Below are 17,546 nucleotides of genomic sequence, written 5' to 3' on the forward strand. Positions count from 1 at the left end.
TTTGCGTCGGATTATGCGTAAGAACAAAAGTTAGAGCATATGCTCTCGGCCTCGGCTCTGTTGTGGAGCGGCTGAATGAAGGAGTTATGATCGTGGCAATCAAGACGGTAGGGGTGGTCGGCGCAGGACAGATGGGCAGCGGCATTGCTCACGTATGCGCGCTGGCCGGGTTCGATGTGCTTCTTCACGATGCGGCAGCGGACCGGCTGGAAAAGGGCATCGCCACCATCAATGGCAACATGGCGCGCCAGGTCGCATCGGGCAAATTGCTGGAAGATCAGCGCGCAGCCGCGATGAAGCTCATCCGTCCGGCAAATTCCATGGAGGATCTGGCGGGCGTCGATCTGGCCATCGAGGCGGCAACGGAAGACGAAACCGTCAAGCGCAAGATCTTCGCGCAGCTTTGTTCGGTTCTGAATCCTGAAGCGATCCTTGCCACCAACACGTCGTCGATCTCGATCACGCGCCTTGCATCCACAACCGATCGCCCGGAGCGTTTCATCGGCATTCACTTCATGAATCCCGTTCCGGTGATGAAGCTTGTCGAACTGGTGCGCGGCATTGCAACGGATGAGGAAACTTTCCGCAAGTCGAACGATTTCGTGACGGCGCTTGGCAAGACGATAACCGTTGCCGAAGACTTCCCGGCCTTTATCGTCAACCGTATCCTGTTGCCGATGATCAACGAGGCCATCTACACGCTTTATGAAGGTGTGGGCAGCGTCGAAGCCATCGATACGGCCATGAAGCTTGGCGCCAACCATCCGATGGGACCGCTGCAACTCGCCGATTTCATCGGCCTCGACACCTGTCTCTCCATCATGCAGGTTCTGCACGACGGGCTGGCGGATTCCAAGTACCGGCCATGTCCGCTTCTGGTCAAATATGTCGAAGCTGGTTGGCTCGGACGCAAGGCAGGCCGTGGCTTTTACGATTATCGCGGCGAGCATCCGGTTCCGACGCGCTAAGGCGAACAATTGTTTTCATGGAGAAGGCCGGATCGAACCGGCCTTTTTCAATTGTGGCGACAATTCGGGGGCTGTGGAAAAGCTTCAACATCCTTACCATTAACTTACCCTTAACCATATGAGTTCAGGGCTTATTCATCTTTGATTGTTAAAGTTTTCATTAAGATGTTCGGAAATGAAAAACGTTTCATCGTCCCGGTTGGACGAAGGGCATCCATTCCGAATAGCGTGTTTTTGACGAAGGTTAAGACGATGAGCATTCTTGTTCAGCTGCGTGACAGCGTTAATGTCATCCGTGAGTTCGTCGCACCGAGCTACAGGCCCGAGCGCCATTATATGCGCGGGCCCGGTCCTGCTTGCGCTGCGCGTACGCACCATTGATATGAGCGCATGAGCTTCCGTTTGCCCGGCAAGCGAATCGGCATTGAAAAAAGTAAAGCCAGAACGGTTGTCCGCTCTGGCTTTTGTTTTTGGCTACCGCACGTGTTGCGGCTTATTCCAGGCCTTCGAACAGCGCCGTTGAAAGATAGCGTTCAGCAAAGGACGGAATGATGATGACGATGTCCTTGCCGGCATTTTCAGGCCGCTTGCCGATTTCGACGGCGGCCGTCAGCGCGGCGCCGGAAGAAATGCCGACAGGAATGCCTTCGAGGCGAGCCAGCAGGCGTGCATTGGCAAAGGCGTCCTCATTGGAAACCTGAACGATCTCATCATAGATGCTGGTGTCGAGCGTTTTCGGCGCGAAACCTGCGCCAATGCCCTGAATCTTGTGCGGGCCCGGGGTGCCGCCGGAAAGCACGGGTGAATCCTTCGGCTCGACTGCGATCACCTTGAACGATGGCTTGCGCCCCTTGATGACCTGACCGACGCCGGTAATCGTTCCGCCGGTTCCGATACCCGAAATCAGGATATCCGCTTCACCATTGGTGTCGTTCCAGATTTCTTCCGCCGTGGTAAGGCGGTGGATTTCGGGGTTCGCGGGATTTTCGAACTGCTGGGGAATGATTGCGTTCGGATTGCCTTCAGCAATCGCTTCCGCCTCGGCGATGGCGCCCTTCATGCCTTTGGCACCTTCGGTGAGCACCAGTTCCGCACCGAGCAGCTTGAGGAGCTTGCGGCGCTCCACCGACATGGTTTCCGGCATGGTGAGAATGAGGCGATAGCCCTTGGCTGCCGCCGCAAAGGCAAGCGCAATGCCGGTATTGCCGGATGTCGGCTCGACGAAGACCGTCTTGCCAGGCACCGCCCTGCCGTCGCGTTCAAGCGCTTCGATCAGCGCCAGGCCGATGCGGTCCTTTACGCTCGCCAGCGGGTTGAAGAACTCAAGCTTGGCCAGAAGGTTCGCCTTCACGCCCTTTTCCTCGGCAAACTTGTCGATGCGCACCAGAGGCGTATTGCCGATCGTGTCGAGGATTGAATCGTAAATGCGGCCACGGCCTGCGGTTTTACCGGCTTGCGGTTCGTTCAGGGGCTTGTTCATGGCGTGATCTCCCTTTTTGTCACGCGAAGTTTAAGAGGAAACTGCGCAAAAGCATAGTTGAGCATGTGCGCGTGAGGGGACAAGTTTGGAAGTTTATTCTGTATAATCAGGAAAATTAGGAGTAAATTCCATCATAATTGGGAGAGCGCGTATTAGCCTTGAATAATGCTCGATTGATCCGCGTCAATGCACCCCGACCGGGACGCGCGCATCTTCGGGTATCAGGCAGCCAGGAGAGCACGAATGTACAAGAACATATTGATCGCAACCGATGGTTCGGAACTTGCCGAAAAAGGCGTTGACCAGGGCGTGGCGCTTGCGAAGGAAACAGGTGCGAAGGTGATCTTCGTTTCAGTGACGGAGCTTTTGCCTTCCTACGGCATTGTCGTAGCAGCGGAATGGGCGTCGAGCCCGGCGGCGTTTCAGGAATATCGCGAGGCTATCACCAAAGCGGCGACGGAAATCCTGTCCAAAGCCAAGGTGAAGGCGACGGAGCTTGGCGTCAGCGCTGAAGCTGTGCATATCGAGAATCAATCACCGGCGCAGGGCATCGTGGAGGCTGCGAAAGCCAGGAATGCCGATCTGATCGTCATTGCATCGCATGGCCGCCGCGGCGTGAACAAATTGCTGCTCGGAAGTCAGGCGGCGGAGGTTCTGTCACTCAGCACCGTGCCGGTATTGGTCATCAAGTAATCGAGGCATTTCCACCGGACAGGCATCTTCCGGCATTGCAGCGATTTCACCGAAGCGCGAAACAACGCAAGAAGATTCCCGAAAACCTCTGTTAAGCTCCTCTTGTCCGAATGCGGACAGGAGGATTTTCTCAAGGAGGTATTCATGACTGCGCCACGGCCTTCAAAGACCATGTTGGGCAATCATCCGCTGCATCCTGAAACGCAGATGCTCAATTATGGCTATGATCCGGAACTCTCCGAAGGAGCGGTCAAGCCGCCGGTTTTCCTGACCTCGACGTTCGTCTTCAAGACCGCCGAGGACGGGCGCGATTTCTTCGATTTCGTTTCCGGCCGCAAGGAGCCGCCCGCCGGCGTCGGCGCCGGTCTCGTCTATTCCCGTTTCAATCATCCCAATAGCGAGATCGTTGAAGATCGCCTGGCGGTCTATGAAGGCACAGAAAGCTGCGCGCTGTTTTCGTCCGGCATGTCGGCTATTGCCACGACGCTTTTTGCCTTCGTGCGGCCCGGCGATGTCATTTTGCATTCACAACCGCTTTACGGTGGCACGGAAACGCTCCTTGCCAGGACGTTTCTCAATTTCGGCGTCGAAGCTGTCGCTTTTGCCGATGGTGTGCATGAGGACTCGATAGAAGAGGCAGCCGAAGAAGCCGTTCGCAAGGGCCGTGTTTCGGTGATCCTGATCGAAACGCCGGCAAATCCTACCAACAGTATTGTCGATATTGCCGCCATCCGGCGCGTCGCGGAAAAAATCGAACAAAGGCAGGGGCATCGCCCGATCATTGCCTGCGACAACACCCTGCTGGGGCCCGTCTATCAGAAGCCGCTCGATCACGGCGCCGATCTTTCGGTCTATTCGTTGACCAAATATGTCGGCGGACACTCCGATCTGATCGCCGGCGCGGTGCTGGGGGCCAAGACTGTTGTAAGACAGGTAAAGGCTCTGCGCGGGGCCATCGGTACACAGCTTGATCCGCATTCATGCTGGATGCTGGGGCGCTCGCTTGAAACGCTTGGACTTCGCATGGAGCGCGCCAACAGCAACGCCCATGCGATCGCGGAATTTCTGCGCGATCATCCGAAGGTGGAGAAGCTGCACTATCTTCCATTCGAGGATGAGAATTCGGATGTTGGAGCACTGTTCAAGCGTCAATGCACCGGTGCTGGGTCGACGTTCTCATTCGACATCAAGGGCGGGCAGGCGGCGGCATTCCGCTTCCTGAATGCGCTGCAGATATTGAAGCTGGCAGTCAGTCTCGGCGGCACGGAATCGCTTGCGAGCCATCCTGCGGCGATGACCCATTCCGGCGTGCCGATTGATGTGCGAGAGCGCATCGGCGTGCTGGAATCGACGATCCGGCTTTCCATCGGTATCGAGCATCCCGACGATCTTATCGCCGACCTCGCCCAAGCGCTCGAAGCGGCGTGATTCATGATGCGACGGAAAGCAGCGACCGGTTTATTGCTGCTTTCCTCAGCAGTTAGTCCAAGGAACGTGCGTTTTCGTACGCTTCGAACAGAGAGGAGACGAGAACGCCGTTTATCCGCATACCCGTCAAGTCTGCATCGGTTATATTCGTATGTGCCAAAGTCACCCCGCTAATAGCCAAGCCACTCATGTTGGCATTCGTAATTGTTGCACCGGTCAGATTGATATTATGAAGGCGCGCCCCTGCCAGATTGACATCGTCGAAATCAGCGTCGCTCAAATTGGTATCGACGAACTTTGACCTGGTCAAAACGGCAAAAAACTTTGAACCGGACAAATCCACGCCATCGAAATTCGAGCCCGACATGTCCGCACGTTCATAATGCGCATTCTGCAACTGTGGTCCCTGAAAGGGGTGGGTGTCATCCATGGTGACGGTTCCTCCTGCGCGAGTATCCCAGAAGTGTTAAACGGCACCATCGTTGTCGATATGGAGAGAATAAGCAATTAAAGTTGCCAGAGCGTCCTCTGACAATCTTCTCGATCCCCACTGCTGTGCGCTCAGGCTCGCTAGAGCGGTTCCTGTTCTAACAGAATCGCCGGAACCGCACTAACTATTTGTTTATCGCATTATCCAACGCAAAACCGTTTCACACTTTTGCTGGAAATGCTCTGGGGAGAACGGTTTCGGATAATTGTTTGTAAGATGGTGCGGGTGGTCGGAATCGAACCGACACTCCTTTCGGAACCGGATTTTGAGTCCGGCGCGTCTACCAGTTCCACCACACCCGCACGTTGCTGCCGAAGCAGTTCGATATGGTCCAAAGGGACAGCGAGTTGGGATATACCGGCTAAACGAAACAACGTCAATTGCTCAAAAGTGCAGCTTTCACCGCTCTTGAGGCTGATGGCTATCAAGGCATGGAAGTAGCGACAGACCACCCATCCGGCCGCCTGTCAGCACGGCCGCGCTCGCTCAAAACTTTCGTTCCCGCGGCGTTAGCCGCAACAGGCCTTATGGGTTCGGCGCGGCTGCGAGACAGCCGGCCTGTTTATCTGCGCAGGCTCGCTTCGACCAGATTCCAGAAGACCAGCAGGGCGATGAAGCCCAGCAGGACGTAATCCAGCGTGCTGATATAGTGAAAATATTCCATGGCGCATCTCCTTCCCCGGGAGGGCGCGATAGCGTTTGAGCCAGACGGAAGCTTATAATTATCCGGGCTTCAAGCACTTGTTCAAAGTGCCGGATTGCACCGGTGCGGACCTCCTCTTCCGCCTGTCCATGCGCTCTCCCAAAATGAAGTGTATCACGCTTTGCAGTATGGCTCAAATCATTGGTCTGGCTGGCATAATTGACAGTGTTCGTGCGATCCTAGGCATTCTAGTTCGAAGCCGCGACATTGGCTTTCCGGCAGCTGGCAAAGCGGTCGAGCGCCGGATCGTAGGCCGAGGTCTTCACGCCCATCATGCCGATGACCGTGTGGAACACATTGTCATGCGAGGCGGGCGCGGCCGCATCCTGTTTTATGCAGGCGGTGTCGAGTTTGGTGGCATTCGCATAGTCTGGTGAGAACCACGCGACAAACGGGATATGGGTCTGGACGTCAGGGGCGATGAAATAGGGCGCAGCGTGCAGATAAAGGCCGTCTTCGCCCAGCGATTCGCCATGATCGGACATATAGATCATGGCCGGAGCAAAACGGTCTTCGCCGGCTTTCAGGACATTGATGATTTCCGACAATATGTGATCGGTATAGAGGATCGAATTGTCGTAGGCATTGGCGATCTCGTCCGTGGTGCAATCGGAAAATTCGCTTGTGCGGCATTCCGGTTTGAACTTGGCGAAGTCCGCCGGATAGCGGCGATAGTAGGATGGTCCGTGACTGCCGGTCATATGGAGAACAATCGTGGCATTGCCGCTAACGTCCTTCAGGTGATCGCGCAGTTGGTCGACCAGAATCTGGTCGAGACATTCGCCGCCTTCGCAATATTGCGCATTGTTCGAATTCTGCAGGTCGACTGTCGGTATGCGGTCCGAAACGCCCTTGCTTCCCGTGTTGTTTTCGTACCACGAAACCTGCACACCCGCATGATTGAGCAAATCCATCAGATTTTCCGAGCCATGGAACTTTGAGCTCGAATATTCCTTGCGCGGAAAGGGTGAGAACATGCATGGCACGGAAACGGAAGTGTCGGTGCCGCAACTCGTCGTGTTCGTGAAGGTGACAATATCCTGCTGCTTGAGCTCGGGATTGGTTTCCCGCGGATAGCCGTAAAGGCTGAAATTCTTGGCGCGGGCTGTTTCCCCCACCACGATGACCGTCAGGAGCTTCTTGCCGGAGGCTGCCGGCGGCAGCGATTGCCTGGCGTCAAGACCCAGCGGCTGCATCACGATCTGCCTGTCGTACAGGTCATGGGCGATATATTGCACCGTGCTCTTGATCGGCGTTCCGGGCATCAACCGTTCCATGATGTCGGACCGATGTTCGCGATACATCGAGGAAAAGCTGCCATAGTCAGAACCGATCAGCGCGATTGCGACCGCAAGGCAGGCGATGATCGAAACGGTATTGACCATAAGCTTCTGCAGCAATGGCCGGTGTTTCACGCGGACCCAGATGATGAGAAGCGAGGGAATGACGGCGTAAAGCAGCATATGCAGCAGGAAGCCAGTCGTTACCAGATGGCCCGACTCGGCCTTTGTCGTTGTAAACGTTGCCTCGACCACGTTCCGGTCGATGATCGTGCCGAAAGTATCCGTAAAATAGGACCCGCCGGCGGCGACCCATACTGCGAAAAGGAGAACCGGCTTGATGACATATTTTGCGGAGAAAGCCATCAGCACTGCGATATGGATGAGGAGGATGGCCGCCGCCGCGACAACCAGCTTTTGCGGATGATCGGAAAAATAGGTGATCAACCGATGCCAGAAAGAAGTGTTGGTGAAGGCCAGGAGATAGATCGCAGTCAGGACGCAAAGCGTACCGCTGGCAATGGACGGGCGTGGAAGTCGCATTCCTGAACCTTCAAATCCGATTTGGCCGCTACCGGCCGATGAACCATAATGGGGAGCTTCGCAGGGCTTCCGCAAAACCGCAATCGCAACATCTATTGCCCGGTAAATTCGGGGACCGGAGATTCAGGACAGTGATTTCTAGGCTTTTTTAAGGTTGCTTCAATCTGGCCCTATTTTCTTTCGGCGATGCTGCGGATGCGATTGCGCAGGATACGGGCCAGATTGCGTGTCCGCTGATAAAGGTGGATCTGCGATGCGGCCTGGCGGACCAGCTTGTCGGTCGCCGGATTGAGCCCGATGACCAGAGTTTCGATCGTTTCACGTGCATCAAACAGGCGCGTCATGACCGGATGGTCAGGCACCGCGCAGGAATCGGTGCGGTTGATGTTGGGATCGTTGAGATGGTTCTTCACGACTTCGATCATCAGAAGCACGCCGGGCGACCAGGCGTTCAGGCTCTCGTCATAGGCCGTCTTCCAGGTCCAGGCTTCCCCTGAAACCGTGAAGACGATCAGAATGGCGATGACCCGCCCGTCCAGTTCAAGCGTATGCACGCGCACGCAGTCACGCTCGGCCAGATTGTTCACCGCCTCGCGGGCGAAGGCGGCACGAAACCGGTCGACGGCCATGGCGGTGCCGCGCTTGCCCTTCCAGCCGCTCGCCTCAAGGGTCAGGAAATGTTCGAACGCATGGCGGACTTCGTCGGGCGTGCGGGCGACGCGATAGGCAAGTTCACCCTTTTCCGCCAGCCTGCGCCACAAGCGATTATAGTCTCGCCTATGATGTGAGCCGATGGCGTGCCTGATATAGGCGTCGCCATCCAGATCGCTTTCGAGAAATGGACGCTCTTTCTGCTCAATGGCCACCAGCGGCAATTGCCGGCCTACTGCGACCGAACGGATCAGTCTTGCCGCCGGGCCGTCAGCCCGCATTTCCGGCAGGACAAGCACGTCGGGCATCTTGAGGTGCCTGCGTGCCAGAATGTCGAACAGGTCTTCCAACACGCCAACCGGGTCGTCCTGATCGATCAGCGGCGTGCCCTGCGGCCCGAACGGCGTCGACCAGGCACGGATGACGGGCGTTGAAAGCGGCAGGCCGGGACGCTCGATCGTGTAGGGCATGACGAAACGCAGGCGGCTGCGGATTTTGTTCTCGTCGCGCATGACCATGAAGCGTACTTCCCGATCTTCGAGGCGCGGCATGGCAGGCGCCAGAAACCGCGCATTGAAGAAGACGTTCGGTTCGACCGTGCGGTTGCTCAGGTGATCGAGTTCATCGCGCAGTTCAAAGCCTGCGGCCGCTCCATAGATCGCGAGCTTGCGCGGTATGTCGCGACTGTGCAGGCTCTCCTCAATCTTCTTGATGGCTTCATGCGCCACGCCGCTCTCGGATAGTTCCGAAACGATGTGGGCGGCATTTCCGCCTGCCGATTCTTCGAGCAAAGGTTTCGCGGCCATTACGAAGTTCCCTCCGAGGTCTTGGCACGGTCTCGTGGAATGAGAATGAACATGGTTATGTGCAGGGTGCGTGACACGGCGGTCGAGAGAAGCGCGGCCTCCATCAGCATGGCGATGGCGGTCGAGACGGCAGCTCCCGTCAGGCCGAACTGCGGTATCAGCACCAGGTTGAGAATGACATTGACGGCAAGTGTCGCGGCATAGAGGAGCGCGCAGATATTCTGCTTCCCCGACATATTGAGGAGGCTTTCCGCCGGACCCACGCTGGCGCGCGCGATCACCCCGATGATGAGGATGAACAGAAGCGGATAGCCGGCGGTAAAGGCGGGACCGAAAAGCCGCAGAAGCGGATAGCCCATTAGCAGGATGATGATGCCGAGAAACAGCGTCGGCCAGAATGTCCAGCGAACGGATGCTTCGGCAAAGCTTGCAAACGCGGCGCGGTCACCGCTGTGAAGCAGGTCGGAATAACGCTGGGCGACGCTGGCCTTGACGGCAAAATAAACGAAATGGGCGAGCGCCATGATCTTCGTCGTTGCAAAGTAGATCGCCACATGCTCGGGATCGAGTGCATGGCCGACCATCAGAACATCGACATTGATGAGGAGGAAGAAAAAACCCTCCACCAGAAAAATTGGCAGGGAGACTTTGATCCACTCGCCAAAATGCTGCTCATTCGCTGCGGCGGGGATATCGTTTTTCAACGAACGGTCAACCGTCAGCAATTGGCCGATGGTCGTTATCCAGGTCGCCGCGATCGACAAAGCCAGGGCGGTGGTCGCGGTGGAGGGCAGCCCGGCCTGGTGCGTGATGACCATGAACAGGAGAACCAGGATCGGACGGACGATATAGCTTGGCGTCAGCGCCATCATGACCCAGGTGCGCGAGCGCGCAATGCCGTCCATCATATTGCCGAGCGCAATCATCGGCAGACAGATGAAACCGAGGATGAATGGCACGAGATAATAGCTCGCAACATGGTCCTTGAGCAGAAGCAGCAGGATCGTCCCCATAAGCGCGATGAGTGTAGCGGCTGTGAAAGCAAAAACGCGTCCGGTGGCTATAATGCCCCGTACTAGGCCGAATGACTGGCGCTGCACATATTCCGGCACGAAACGGATGATGGTCGTATGCAGTCCGAAACAGGCCAGATCGCCCATGATGATCATGGCCAGCCAGACGAGAACGAAAACGCCGTATTCAAATTCGCCCATCCAGCGCGCCAGAATGACCTGAGACACAAGAGCAATGCCGGCGCTTGCCACGCGCACCGAAAAGGCGACGAGGGAAGAGCGCTGTGCGCTGGCCTGCGGTCCGCTATCCGCAAGCACGGCATCCAGCCGCTCCGTCACGGGACGAAGCCTGGCCGCGATCCTGCCGGGTAAGAACCGGCTCGCCGTTTCAGCTGCCGAAAACCGCACTATTTGCCAACCCTGTCTTTGCAGGTCTCTTCGGGCCTGCTTGTTATGCGCCGGACAAGCCGGCTTTTCACGCCTGTGCTTTGCTGCCTGCGACGCGCAGGGAAACCTTAGACAGGAGTTCTTTATAAAGAGAAAAAGAAAAAGTCTAATCTTCCGAAGGTCGGAAGACTTCAAGGAATGGTGAGTATTTTCTAAACGGTATCTATATTTGAATCATCTAAAATGAAACAAGCATAGAACTGCTCGTCAACCGTAGCGATATGCATTGCCGCTGAAACAATAAACCCCGGCAATTGGCTTGCCGGGGTTCATGAATTGGAGAAGGCGGGAAGCCTTGGCTCACATCACTCGAAAGCGCCGTGGCAGTGCTTGTATTTCTTGCCGGAGCCGCAAGGGCAGGCTTCGTTCCGGCTGACCTTGCCCCATGTGCGTGGATCGGCTGGATCGCGTTCGGCGGCAGGCACGTTGCGGTCGTCATGCTGGTGTTCCGCCCAGGCCGCTTCGTCGAAATCGTTTTCGCCGGTCGTGCCGTCGATATGACGGCCGGTCATCGGCGGCAATTCGGGCTCAGGCGGCGCTTCACGAACGATCTCGACGCGCATAAGCTGCGAGATGACTACTTCGCGCAGATTGGCAAGCATCGACTGGAACAGTTCGAACGCTTCGGTCTTGTATTCGTTCAGCGGATCGCGCTGGGCGTAACCGCGGAAACCGACAACCGAACGCAGATGGTCGAGATTGACCAGATGCTCACGCCAGAGATTGTCCAGCGACTGCATGATGACCGACTTCTCGACATAGGTCATGATCTGCGGGCCGAAGCGTTCGGCCTTTTCGGCAGCAGCCTTGTCGGCGGCTTCCTTGATGCGGTTCTCGAATTCTTCTTCCGCGATGCCTTCTTCCTTGGCCCAATCCTCCACCGGCAGGTCGAGATTGAGCTTGGAGATGATGTCTTCCTTGAGACCGGCAATATCCCACTTTTCCGCATAGGCGTCCTTGGGGATGCGCAGGGCGACCATGTCCTCGATGACCTCATGGCGCATTTCGCCGACGGTCTCGGTCAGGTCTTCCTCATCCATCATTTCCAGACGCTGTTCAAAGATCACCTTGCGCTGATCGTTCATTACGTCGTCGTATTTCAGAAGGTTCTTGCGGATTTCGAAGTTGCGCGCTTCGACCTTCTTCTGCGCCTTTTCAAGCGCCTTGTTGATCCAGGGATGGACGATGGCTTCGTCTTCCTTGAGGCCGAGCTTCTGCAACATGCTGTCCATGCGGTCGGAACCGAAGATGCGCATCAGGTCGTCCTGCAGCGACAGGAAGAACTTTGAGCGGCCCGGATCGCCCTGACGGCCCGAACGGCCGCGCAGCTGGTTGTCGATGCGGCGACTTTCGTGGCGCTCGGTAGCGAGAACATAAAGCCCGCCCGCGGCCAGGGCTTTTTCCTTCAATTGCGCGATGTCGGCCTTGATTGCAGCAATTTTCGCCTCGCGCTCGGGACCTTCCGGCACGTCGGAGAGTTCCTGACGGACGCGCATTTCCAGATTGCCACCGAGCTGAATATCGGTACCGCGACCGGCCATGTTGGTGGCGATGGTGATCGTTCCCGGCACACCGGCCTGCGCGATGATATAGGCTTCCTGCTCGTGATAGCGGGCGTTCAGGACCTGGAATTCCTTGATGCCTTCCTTGCGAAGGCGTTCTGCCAGCTGTTCCGACTTTTCGATCGAGGTCGTGCCGACGAGGATCGGCTGTCCCTTTTCGTGCGAGGCGCGGATATCGCGCACGATGGCGCGGTATTTTTCTTCGACGGTGCGATAGACTTCATCGTCTTCGTCGATACGCTGAACCGGCAGATTGGTCGGAATCTCGAGTACTTCGAGGCCGTAAATATTGCCGAATTCTTCCGCTTCCGTCGCAGCCGTGCCGGTCATGCCCGACAGCTTGTTGTACATGCGGAAGTAGTTCTGGAACGTGATCGAGGCCAGAGTCTGGTTTTCCGGCTGGATGGTCACGTGTTCCTTGGCTTCCAGTGCCTGGTGCAGACCTTCCGAATAGCGGCGGCCCGGCATCATGCGGCCGGTAAATTCGTCGATGATGACGATCTCGTCATTGCGGACGATGTAGTCCTTGTCGCGCTGGAACAGCTTGTGGGCGCGCAGCGCATTGTTCAGATGGTGAACGACCGCGACATTCTCGATGTCGTAGAGGCTTTCACCCTTGAGGTGGCCCGCAGCTTCCAGAAGCTGTTCAACCTTCTCTGTACCGACTTCGGTGAAGATGGCGGTCTTCTGCTTCTCGTCGATTTCAAAATCGTCCGGCTCAAGGGCCGGAATGAAGGTGTCGATGAGATTGTAGAAATCCGAACGGTCTTCCAGCGGGCCGGAAATGATGAGCGGCGTGCGCGCCTCGTCGATGAGGATCGAGTCCACTTCGTCGACGATGGCGTAATTGTGCGGGCGCTGCACCATCTGGGCGCGCTCATACTTCATGTTGTCACGCAGATAGTCGAAGCCCAACTCGTTGTTGGTGCCATAGGTGATGTCGCAGGCATAGGCCGCGCGGCGCTCATCGTCGTCGAGACCGTGCTTGATGACGCCGACGGTCAGGCCGAGGAAGTTATAGAGCCTGCCCATGGTTTCAGCGTCGCGGCTGGCGAGGTAGTCGTTGACCGTCACCACATGCACGCCCTTGCCCTCAAGCGCGTTGAGGTAGACCGGCAGCGTTGCCATCAGGGTCTTGCCTTCACCGGTACGCATTTCGGCGATGCCGCGCTCGTGCAGAACCATGCCGCCGATCAGCTGCACGTCGAACGGGCGCATGCCGAGCACACGCTTGGCGGCCTCACGCGCAGTTGCAAAAGCGTCGGGCAAAATGGAGTCGAGCGTTTTGCCACCAGCCAGCGCCGCGCGAAATTCCGCGGTCTTGGCCTGCAGTTGCTCATCGGTAAGATTTTCGTAATTCTTCTCGATAGCAGTAATTTGATTGGCCCGCTGGCGCAGGATTTTCACGCGGCGGTCGTTGGATGAACCGAATATCTTGCGGGCGAGGCCGCCAAAGCTGACCATCACTGGTCCTTTCCTGTCCGTTCAGCCGGAAGCGCTTCCGGCAATGTCGAATGCTTTATTCACGCGTATTGAAACAATTGCAAGAAAACTGCGCTGCGAAAGCTGCCAGATACGGCGCATTTCCGGCGCAATTCCCCCGCCCCTTACTGGACGTAAAGCCGAAGGACAGATAAGAGGGGCTTGGGGCGATGTCAACGTTGCTCTAAAGGCTGGAAAACCTTTCCTTTGTCGTAATATTGGAGGTGTCCGGGCCAAATTCCGCCGCATTCATCGGGCCCGTAAGCGGTCACGAAGGAGAGAATTCCATATGAAAGCCATTCTGAAAGCCCCTTATCGCAAGGCTCTCGCTGTCGTCGGCATGTCTCTGGCGGCCTCGGTGGCGCTGGCAAGCTACTCTGGCGCTGCATTCGCACAGGATGCCGCCCAGGGTACGGAAAAGCCTGCTGCCGCTCCCGCGGAAAAGGAAGACCCGACCAAGGTTCTGGCGACCGTCAACGGCAAGGACATCACTGTCGGTGAAGTCGATCAGGCTGCAGGCGATCTCGATCCGCAGTTCTCGCGCCTTCCTGCCGAGCAGCGCCGTCTGGCCGCGCTCGCTGCCCTGATCGATATCAAGGCAATGGCTGGCGAAGCGGAAAAGGAAAAGCTCGATCAGTCGAAGGAATTCAAGGATCGCATGGAATTCCTGCGTGAGCGCGCTCTCCATAACGAATATTTCAAGGACGCTGTTGTCGACAAGATCAGCGATGACGATGTGCGTGCGCGCTACGACAAGGAAATCGCCGCCATGCCGCCGCAGGTGGAAGTGCGCGCGCGTCACATCCTCGTGAAGACCAAGGAAGAAGCCGAAGCCATCATCAAGAAGCTTGCAGGCGGCGCCAAGTTCGAGGACCTCGCCAAGGAAAGCTCGACCGACGGCACGGCTTCCAATGGCGGCGACCTCGGTTACTTCACCGAAGGCCAGATGGTACCGGAATTTGAAAAGGCCGCCTTTGCGCTGAAGCCGGGCGAATACACCAAGGAGCCGGTCCAGTCCCAGTTCGGCTTCCACGTCATCCAGCTCGAAGATCGTCGCACCAAGCAGCCTCCGGCATTCGATCAGGTCAAGGACCAGATCCGTTCGATCATCATGCGCGAGCGTTATGTCGAAACCGTCAAGAAGCTGCGTGACGGCATGAAGATCGACTACAAGGACCCGGCTGTCGAGAAAGCCATGAAGGACGCTGCCGCTGCCCAGGAAGGCGCGGACAAGGACGACGCGCCGGAAGAAGCTGCTCCACAGCAGTAAATCCCGCTTCAAGCATCGACGCCCCGGCTTGCCGGGGCGTTTTTTATTTCGATCCTGCGTTTCCCGCTTGATTTTAGATCGCAAACCTTTCCAATGCGCGCGTCAGGCTTTTGAATCCGAAAACACGTAATAGCCATTTGATGGTATTGCGATTTCCGGGTCTTCTACGAAACCGCATCCCATTGAGGCACATATGTCCGCGTCAGTTTCTCCGCTCGCACCAAAACACTATCCTACAATGCCGGTTGTCCATGGCGTGCGCATCGCCACCGCTGCTGCCGGGATCAAGTATAAGGGCCGAACGGATGTGATGCTGATGGTCTTCGACCGACCGGCGGAAGCCGCTGGCGTATTTACCCGTTCGCTCTGTCCGTCGGCGCCTGTCGATTTTTGCCGCCGCAACCTCGTGCACGGAAAGGCCCGTGCGGTTGTCGTCAACTCCGGCAATGCCAATGCCTTTACCGGTATCAAGGGTCGCGCGGCGACGGAAGCAACCGCCGAAGCCGCCGCCAAGGCTGTCGGCTGCGCCACGACGGATGTCTTTCTCGCCTCGACCGGCGTGATCGGCGAACCGCTCGATGCCGGCAAGTTCGCCCATCTGCTTGGCGACATGAACAGGGACGCGGTCGAGGATTTCTGGACGGAAGCCGCCAAGGCGATCATGACCACCGATACCTATCCGAAAGTTGCCACCGAAACGGTGCTGCTCGGTCAGGTGCCGGTCACGATCAACGGTATCGCCAAGGGCGCAGGCATGATCGCGCCGGATATGGCGACGATGCTTTCCTTTGTCGTCACCGATGCGCCGATCAAGGCGCATGTGCTGCAAAGCCTTCTGTCGAAGGGCGTTGGGTCCACCTTCAATGCGGTGACGGTGGATAGCGACACATCCACGTCGGACACCTTGATGCTGTTCGCCACCGGCACGGCGGCGGAACGCGGTGCGCCGGAGATTACCGACCCCGCCGACAAGCGGCTGGGTGAATTCAAGAAGGCGCTGGGCCGTCTCCTGAAATCGCTGGCGCTGCTGGTCGTGCGCGACGGTGAGGGCGCCCGCAAGATGGTGGAAGTGGAAGTGACAGGCGCAAAGTCTGCGGCTTCCGCCAAGAAGATCGCACTTTCCATCGCCAATTCGCCGCTGGTCAAGACGGCTGTCGCCGGCGAAGACGCCAATTGGGGCCGCGTGGTCATGGCCGTCGGCAAGGCTGGCGAACCGGCTGACCGCGACCGGCTTGCCATCTGGTTCGGCGATATTCGCGTTGCGCATCAGGGCGAGCGCGATCCGGCCTATTCGGAAGCTGCGACGTCCGCCTATATGCAGGGCGAGGATATTCGCATTCGCATCGATCTGGGGATGGGCAAGGGCAAGGCAACCGTCTGGACCTGCGACCTCACCAAGGAATATGTTGCCATCAACGGCGATTACAGAAGTTGATCGAAGTGATGGAAAAACCCGGCACCCCAAGCCTTGCTATCGTACGCCAGCTTGAAGCCGTCGGCTTCCGTGCCTGGCCTGCCACGTCTGTCCACTATGACGGCACATGGGCGATACGCATGACGGCAGCGCATCCCTCGCGGCGTCTCAACTCGATCAATCCGCTCGACCCCGGCGACACGCGCGACATTCCCACACGCGTTGAACTGGCCGCGCAGCGTTTCCGCGCCTATGGCCGTATTCCCTGCTTCCGGCTTTCCCCGCTCGCGCCGCGCGAGCTGGAGGATTATCTCGAGGGGCTCGGCTGGAAGCGCCGGGACGAAACCATCGTGATGACCGCCAACCTCGAGGAACTCGATCTGTCGGGCGCGATTGACCAGATACCCCTGAAGGATGTCGGCCGTTTCGTGGACGCTTCGCTGTCCATCCATGAAAGGCCGGACGACATGCGCCCCGGCTTCTCCGAGCTTCTCAACAATGTTCGTCCGAACAAGGGCATGTTCGTGCTGGAGGAAGGTGGCCGCGCCGTCTCCAACCTGCTTTGCGTGCAGGACGGCGTGATGGCGGGCCTGTTCGATGTCGGAACGTTGCGTGATGCAAGGCGCAAGGGCCACGGGCATGCGATTGTCGGTTCGGCGCTCAAATGGGCGGCAAAGCTTGGCGCAAAGACCGCATGGCTGCAAATCGAGGCGGACAATGTGGCCGGGCTTGCACTTTACGAAAGCTTCGGCTTTCAGGAAGCCTATCGCTATGCCTATCGGGAGAGCAACGAGAAATGACCGAGGTGAAGGGACGCCGCATTCTTCTGGTGGCGGCTTGCGCGCTGGTGGATTCGGATGGCCGGGTTCTGCTGACGCAACGCCCGGAAGGCAAGCAGCTTGCCGGGCTGTGGGAGTTTCCCGGCGGCAAGGTAGAGCCGGGCGAGACGCCCGAAGAAACGTTGATCCGCGAATTGCAGGAAGAAATCGGCATCACCACGAAAGTGGCCTGCCTTGCGCCGCTGACATTCGCCAGCCACACCTATGATGACTTCCACCTGCTCATGCCGCTCTATGTCTGCCGCCGTTATGAAGGCATTGCGCGGGGGCTCGAGGGGCAGGCGCTGAAATGGGTTCGCCCGAAGGATATGCGCGACTATCCGATGCCGCCGGCCGATGAACCGCTGATCCCTTTCCTGCTTGATCTGCTCTAAGCCAACTGCCTGCGCCAGCTGTGGAAAAAGGTTGGCAATATCTTACGATTCCGCTGGCCGGTTAATCTATGATTCACTCCGTTGAGGCATTCTCGTTTACGAG

At 57.5% G+C, this 17,546-nt stretch carries 13 protein-coding genes and 1 tRNA gene; 7 read left to right on the forward strand and 7 right to left on the reverse strand.

Features of this window, described 5'->3' with window-relative positions; all coding sequences use genetic code 11:
• The first annotated feature begins 92 nt into the window (after positions 1-92).
• Positions 93-968, forward strand: a complete 876-nt coding sequence (locus JNC63_RS14875; protein WP_025092165.1) for a 3-hydroxybutyryl-CoA dehydrogenase — start codon at positions 93-95, stop codon at positions 966-968.
• 493 nt (positions 969-1,461) lie between these two features.
• Here JNC63_RS14875 and cysK read toward each other — a convergent pair whose 3' ends face one another.
• On the reverse strand, positions 1,462-2,448 hold the full coding sequence (cysK, locus tag JNC63_RS14880) for a cysteine synthase A (protein WP_063620374.1): 987 nt from the start codon (positions 2,446-2,448) through the stop codon (positions 1,462-1,464).
• A 243-nt stretch (positions 2,449-2,691) separates the two neighbouring features.
• Here cysK and JNC63_RS14885 point away from each other — a divergent pair, with 243 nt between their 5' ends.
• Both JNC63_RS14885 and JNC63_RS14890 read left to right on the forward strand, forming a co-directional pair.
• The gene (locus tag JNC63_RS14885) at positions 2,692-3,141 is read left to right on the forward strand and encodes a universal stress protein (protein ID WP_063620375.1); all 450 of its coding nucleotides are present in this window, start codon (positions 2,692-2,694) and stop codon (positions 3,139-3,141) included.
• 144 nt (positions 3,142-3,285) lie between these two features.
• Positions 3,286-4,569 carry a cystathionine gamma-synthase family protein gene (locus tag JNC63_RS14890; RefSeq protein ID WP_063620377.1) on the forward strand — a complete coding sequence of 428 codons (1,284 nt, stop codon included), beginning with the start codon at positions 3,286-3,288 and terminating at the stop codon, positions 4,567-4,569.
• Between the two features lie 52 nt (positions 4,570-4,621).
• Here the strand turns inward: JNC63_RS14890 and JNC63_RS14895 are convergent, their stop codons facing one another.
• From JNC63_RS14895 to secA, 6 genes are all read right to left on the reverse strand, one after another.
• On the reverse strand, positions 4,622-4,999 hold the full coding sequence (locus JNC63_RS14895; RefSeq protein ID WP_063620376.1) for a pentapeptide repeat-containing protein: 378 nt from the start codon (positions 4,997-4,999) through the stop codon (positions 4,622-4,624).
• A 277-nt stretch (positions 5,000-5,276) separates the two neighbouring features.
• Positions 5,277-5,361: transfer RNA gene (locus JNC63_RS14900), tRNA-Leu, on the reverse strand.
• A gap of 589 nt (positions 5,362-5,950) precedes the next feature.
• Positions 5,951-7,585 (reverse strand): phosphoethanolamine transferase, encoded by a 1,635-nt coding sequence (locus JNC63_RS14905; protein ID WP_063620378.1) that lies wholly within the window; start codon positions 7,583-7,585, stop codon positions 5,951-5,953.
• Between the two features lie 170 nt (positions 7,586-7,755).
• Positions 7,756-9,042 carry a type IV secretion system effector crotonyl transferase BspF gene (gene bspF, locus JNC63_RS14910; RefSeq protein ID WP_063620379.1) on the reverse strand — a complete coding sequence of 429 codons (1,287 nt, stop codon included), beginning with the start codon at positions 9,040-9,042 and terminating at the stop codon, positions 7,756-7,758.
• Positions 9,042-10,463 (reverse strand): lipopolysaccharide biosynthesis protein, encoded by a 1,422-nt coding sequence (locus tag JNC63_RS14915; protein WP_063620380.1) that lies wholly within the window; start codon positions 10,461-10,463, stop codon positions 9,042-9,044. The genes bspF and JNC63_RS14915 overlap by 1 nt, the downstream gene beginning before the upstream one ends.
• A 344-nt stretch (positions 10,464-10,807) precedes the next feature.
• Positions 10,808-13,528, reverse strand: a complete 2,721-nt coding sequence (gene secA / locus JNC63_RS14920; protein ID WP_063620381.1) for a preprotein translocase subunit SecA — start codon at positions 13,526-13,528, stop codon at positions 10,808-10,810.
• A gap of 307 nt (positions 13,529-13,835) precedes the next feature.
• On the opposite strand from secA, the gene JNC63_RS14925 reads away from it, so the two are divergent.
• The 4 genes from JNC63_RS14925 to mutT all read left to right on the forward strand — a co-directional run bounded on the left by JNC63_RS14925 (position 13,836) and on the right by mutT (position 17,443).
• A complete protein-coding gene (locus tag JNC63_RS14925; RefSeq protein ID WP_021586579.1) occupies positions 13,836-14,816 on the forward strand; it encodes a peptidylprolyl isomerase in 981 nt (326 codons plus the stop codon).
• Between the two features lie 193 nt (positions 14,817-15,009).
• Positions 15,010-16,251, forward strand: coding sequence for a bifunctional glutamate N-acetyltransferase/amino-acid acetyltransferase ArgJ (argJ, locus tag JNC63_RS14930; protein ID WP_063620382.1), 1,242 nt, complete (start codon positions 15,010-15,012; stop codon positions 16,249-16,251).
• Positions 16,252-16,259: 8 nt separating this feature from the next.
• Positions 16,260-17,030 carry a GNAT family N-acetyltransferase gene (locus tag JNC63_RS14935; protein ID WP_031346633.1) on the forward strand — a complete coding sequence of 257 codons (771 nt, stop codon included), beginning with the start codon at positions 16,260-16,262 and terminating at the stop codon, positions 17,028-17,030.
• On the forward strand, positions 17,027-17,443 hold the full coding sequence (mutT, locus tag JNC63_RS14940) for an 8-oxo-dGTP diphosphatase MutT (protein ID WP_006467893.1): 417 nt from the start codon (positions 17,027-17,029) through the stop codon (positions 17,441-17,443). The genes JNC63_RS14935 and mutT overlap by 4 nt, the downstream gene beginning before the upstream one ends.
• The last annotated feature ends 103 nt before the right edge of the window (positions 17,444-17,546 follow it).

This window comes from Brucella ciceri (genome assembly GCF_041930145.1).
Lineage (GTDB): Bacteria > Pseudomonadota > Alphaproteobacteria > Rhizobiales > Rhizobiaceae > Brucella > Brucella intermedia.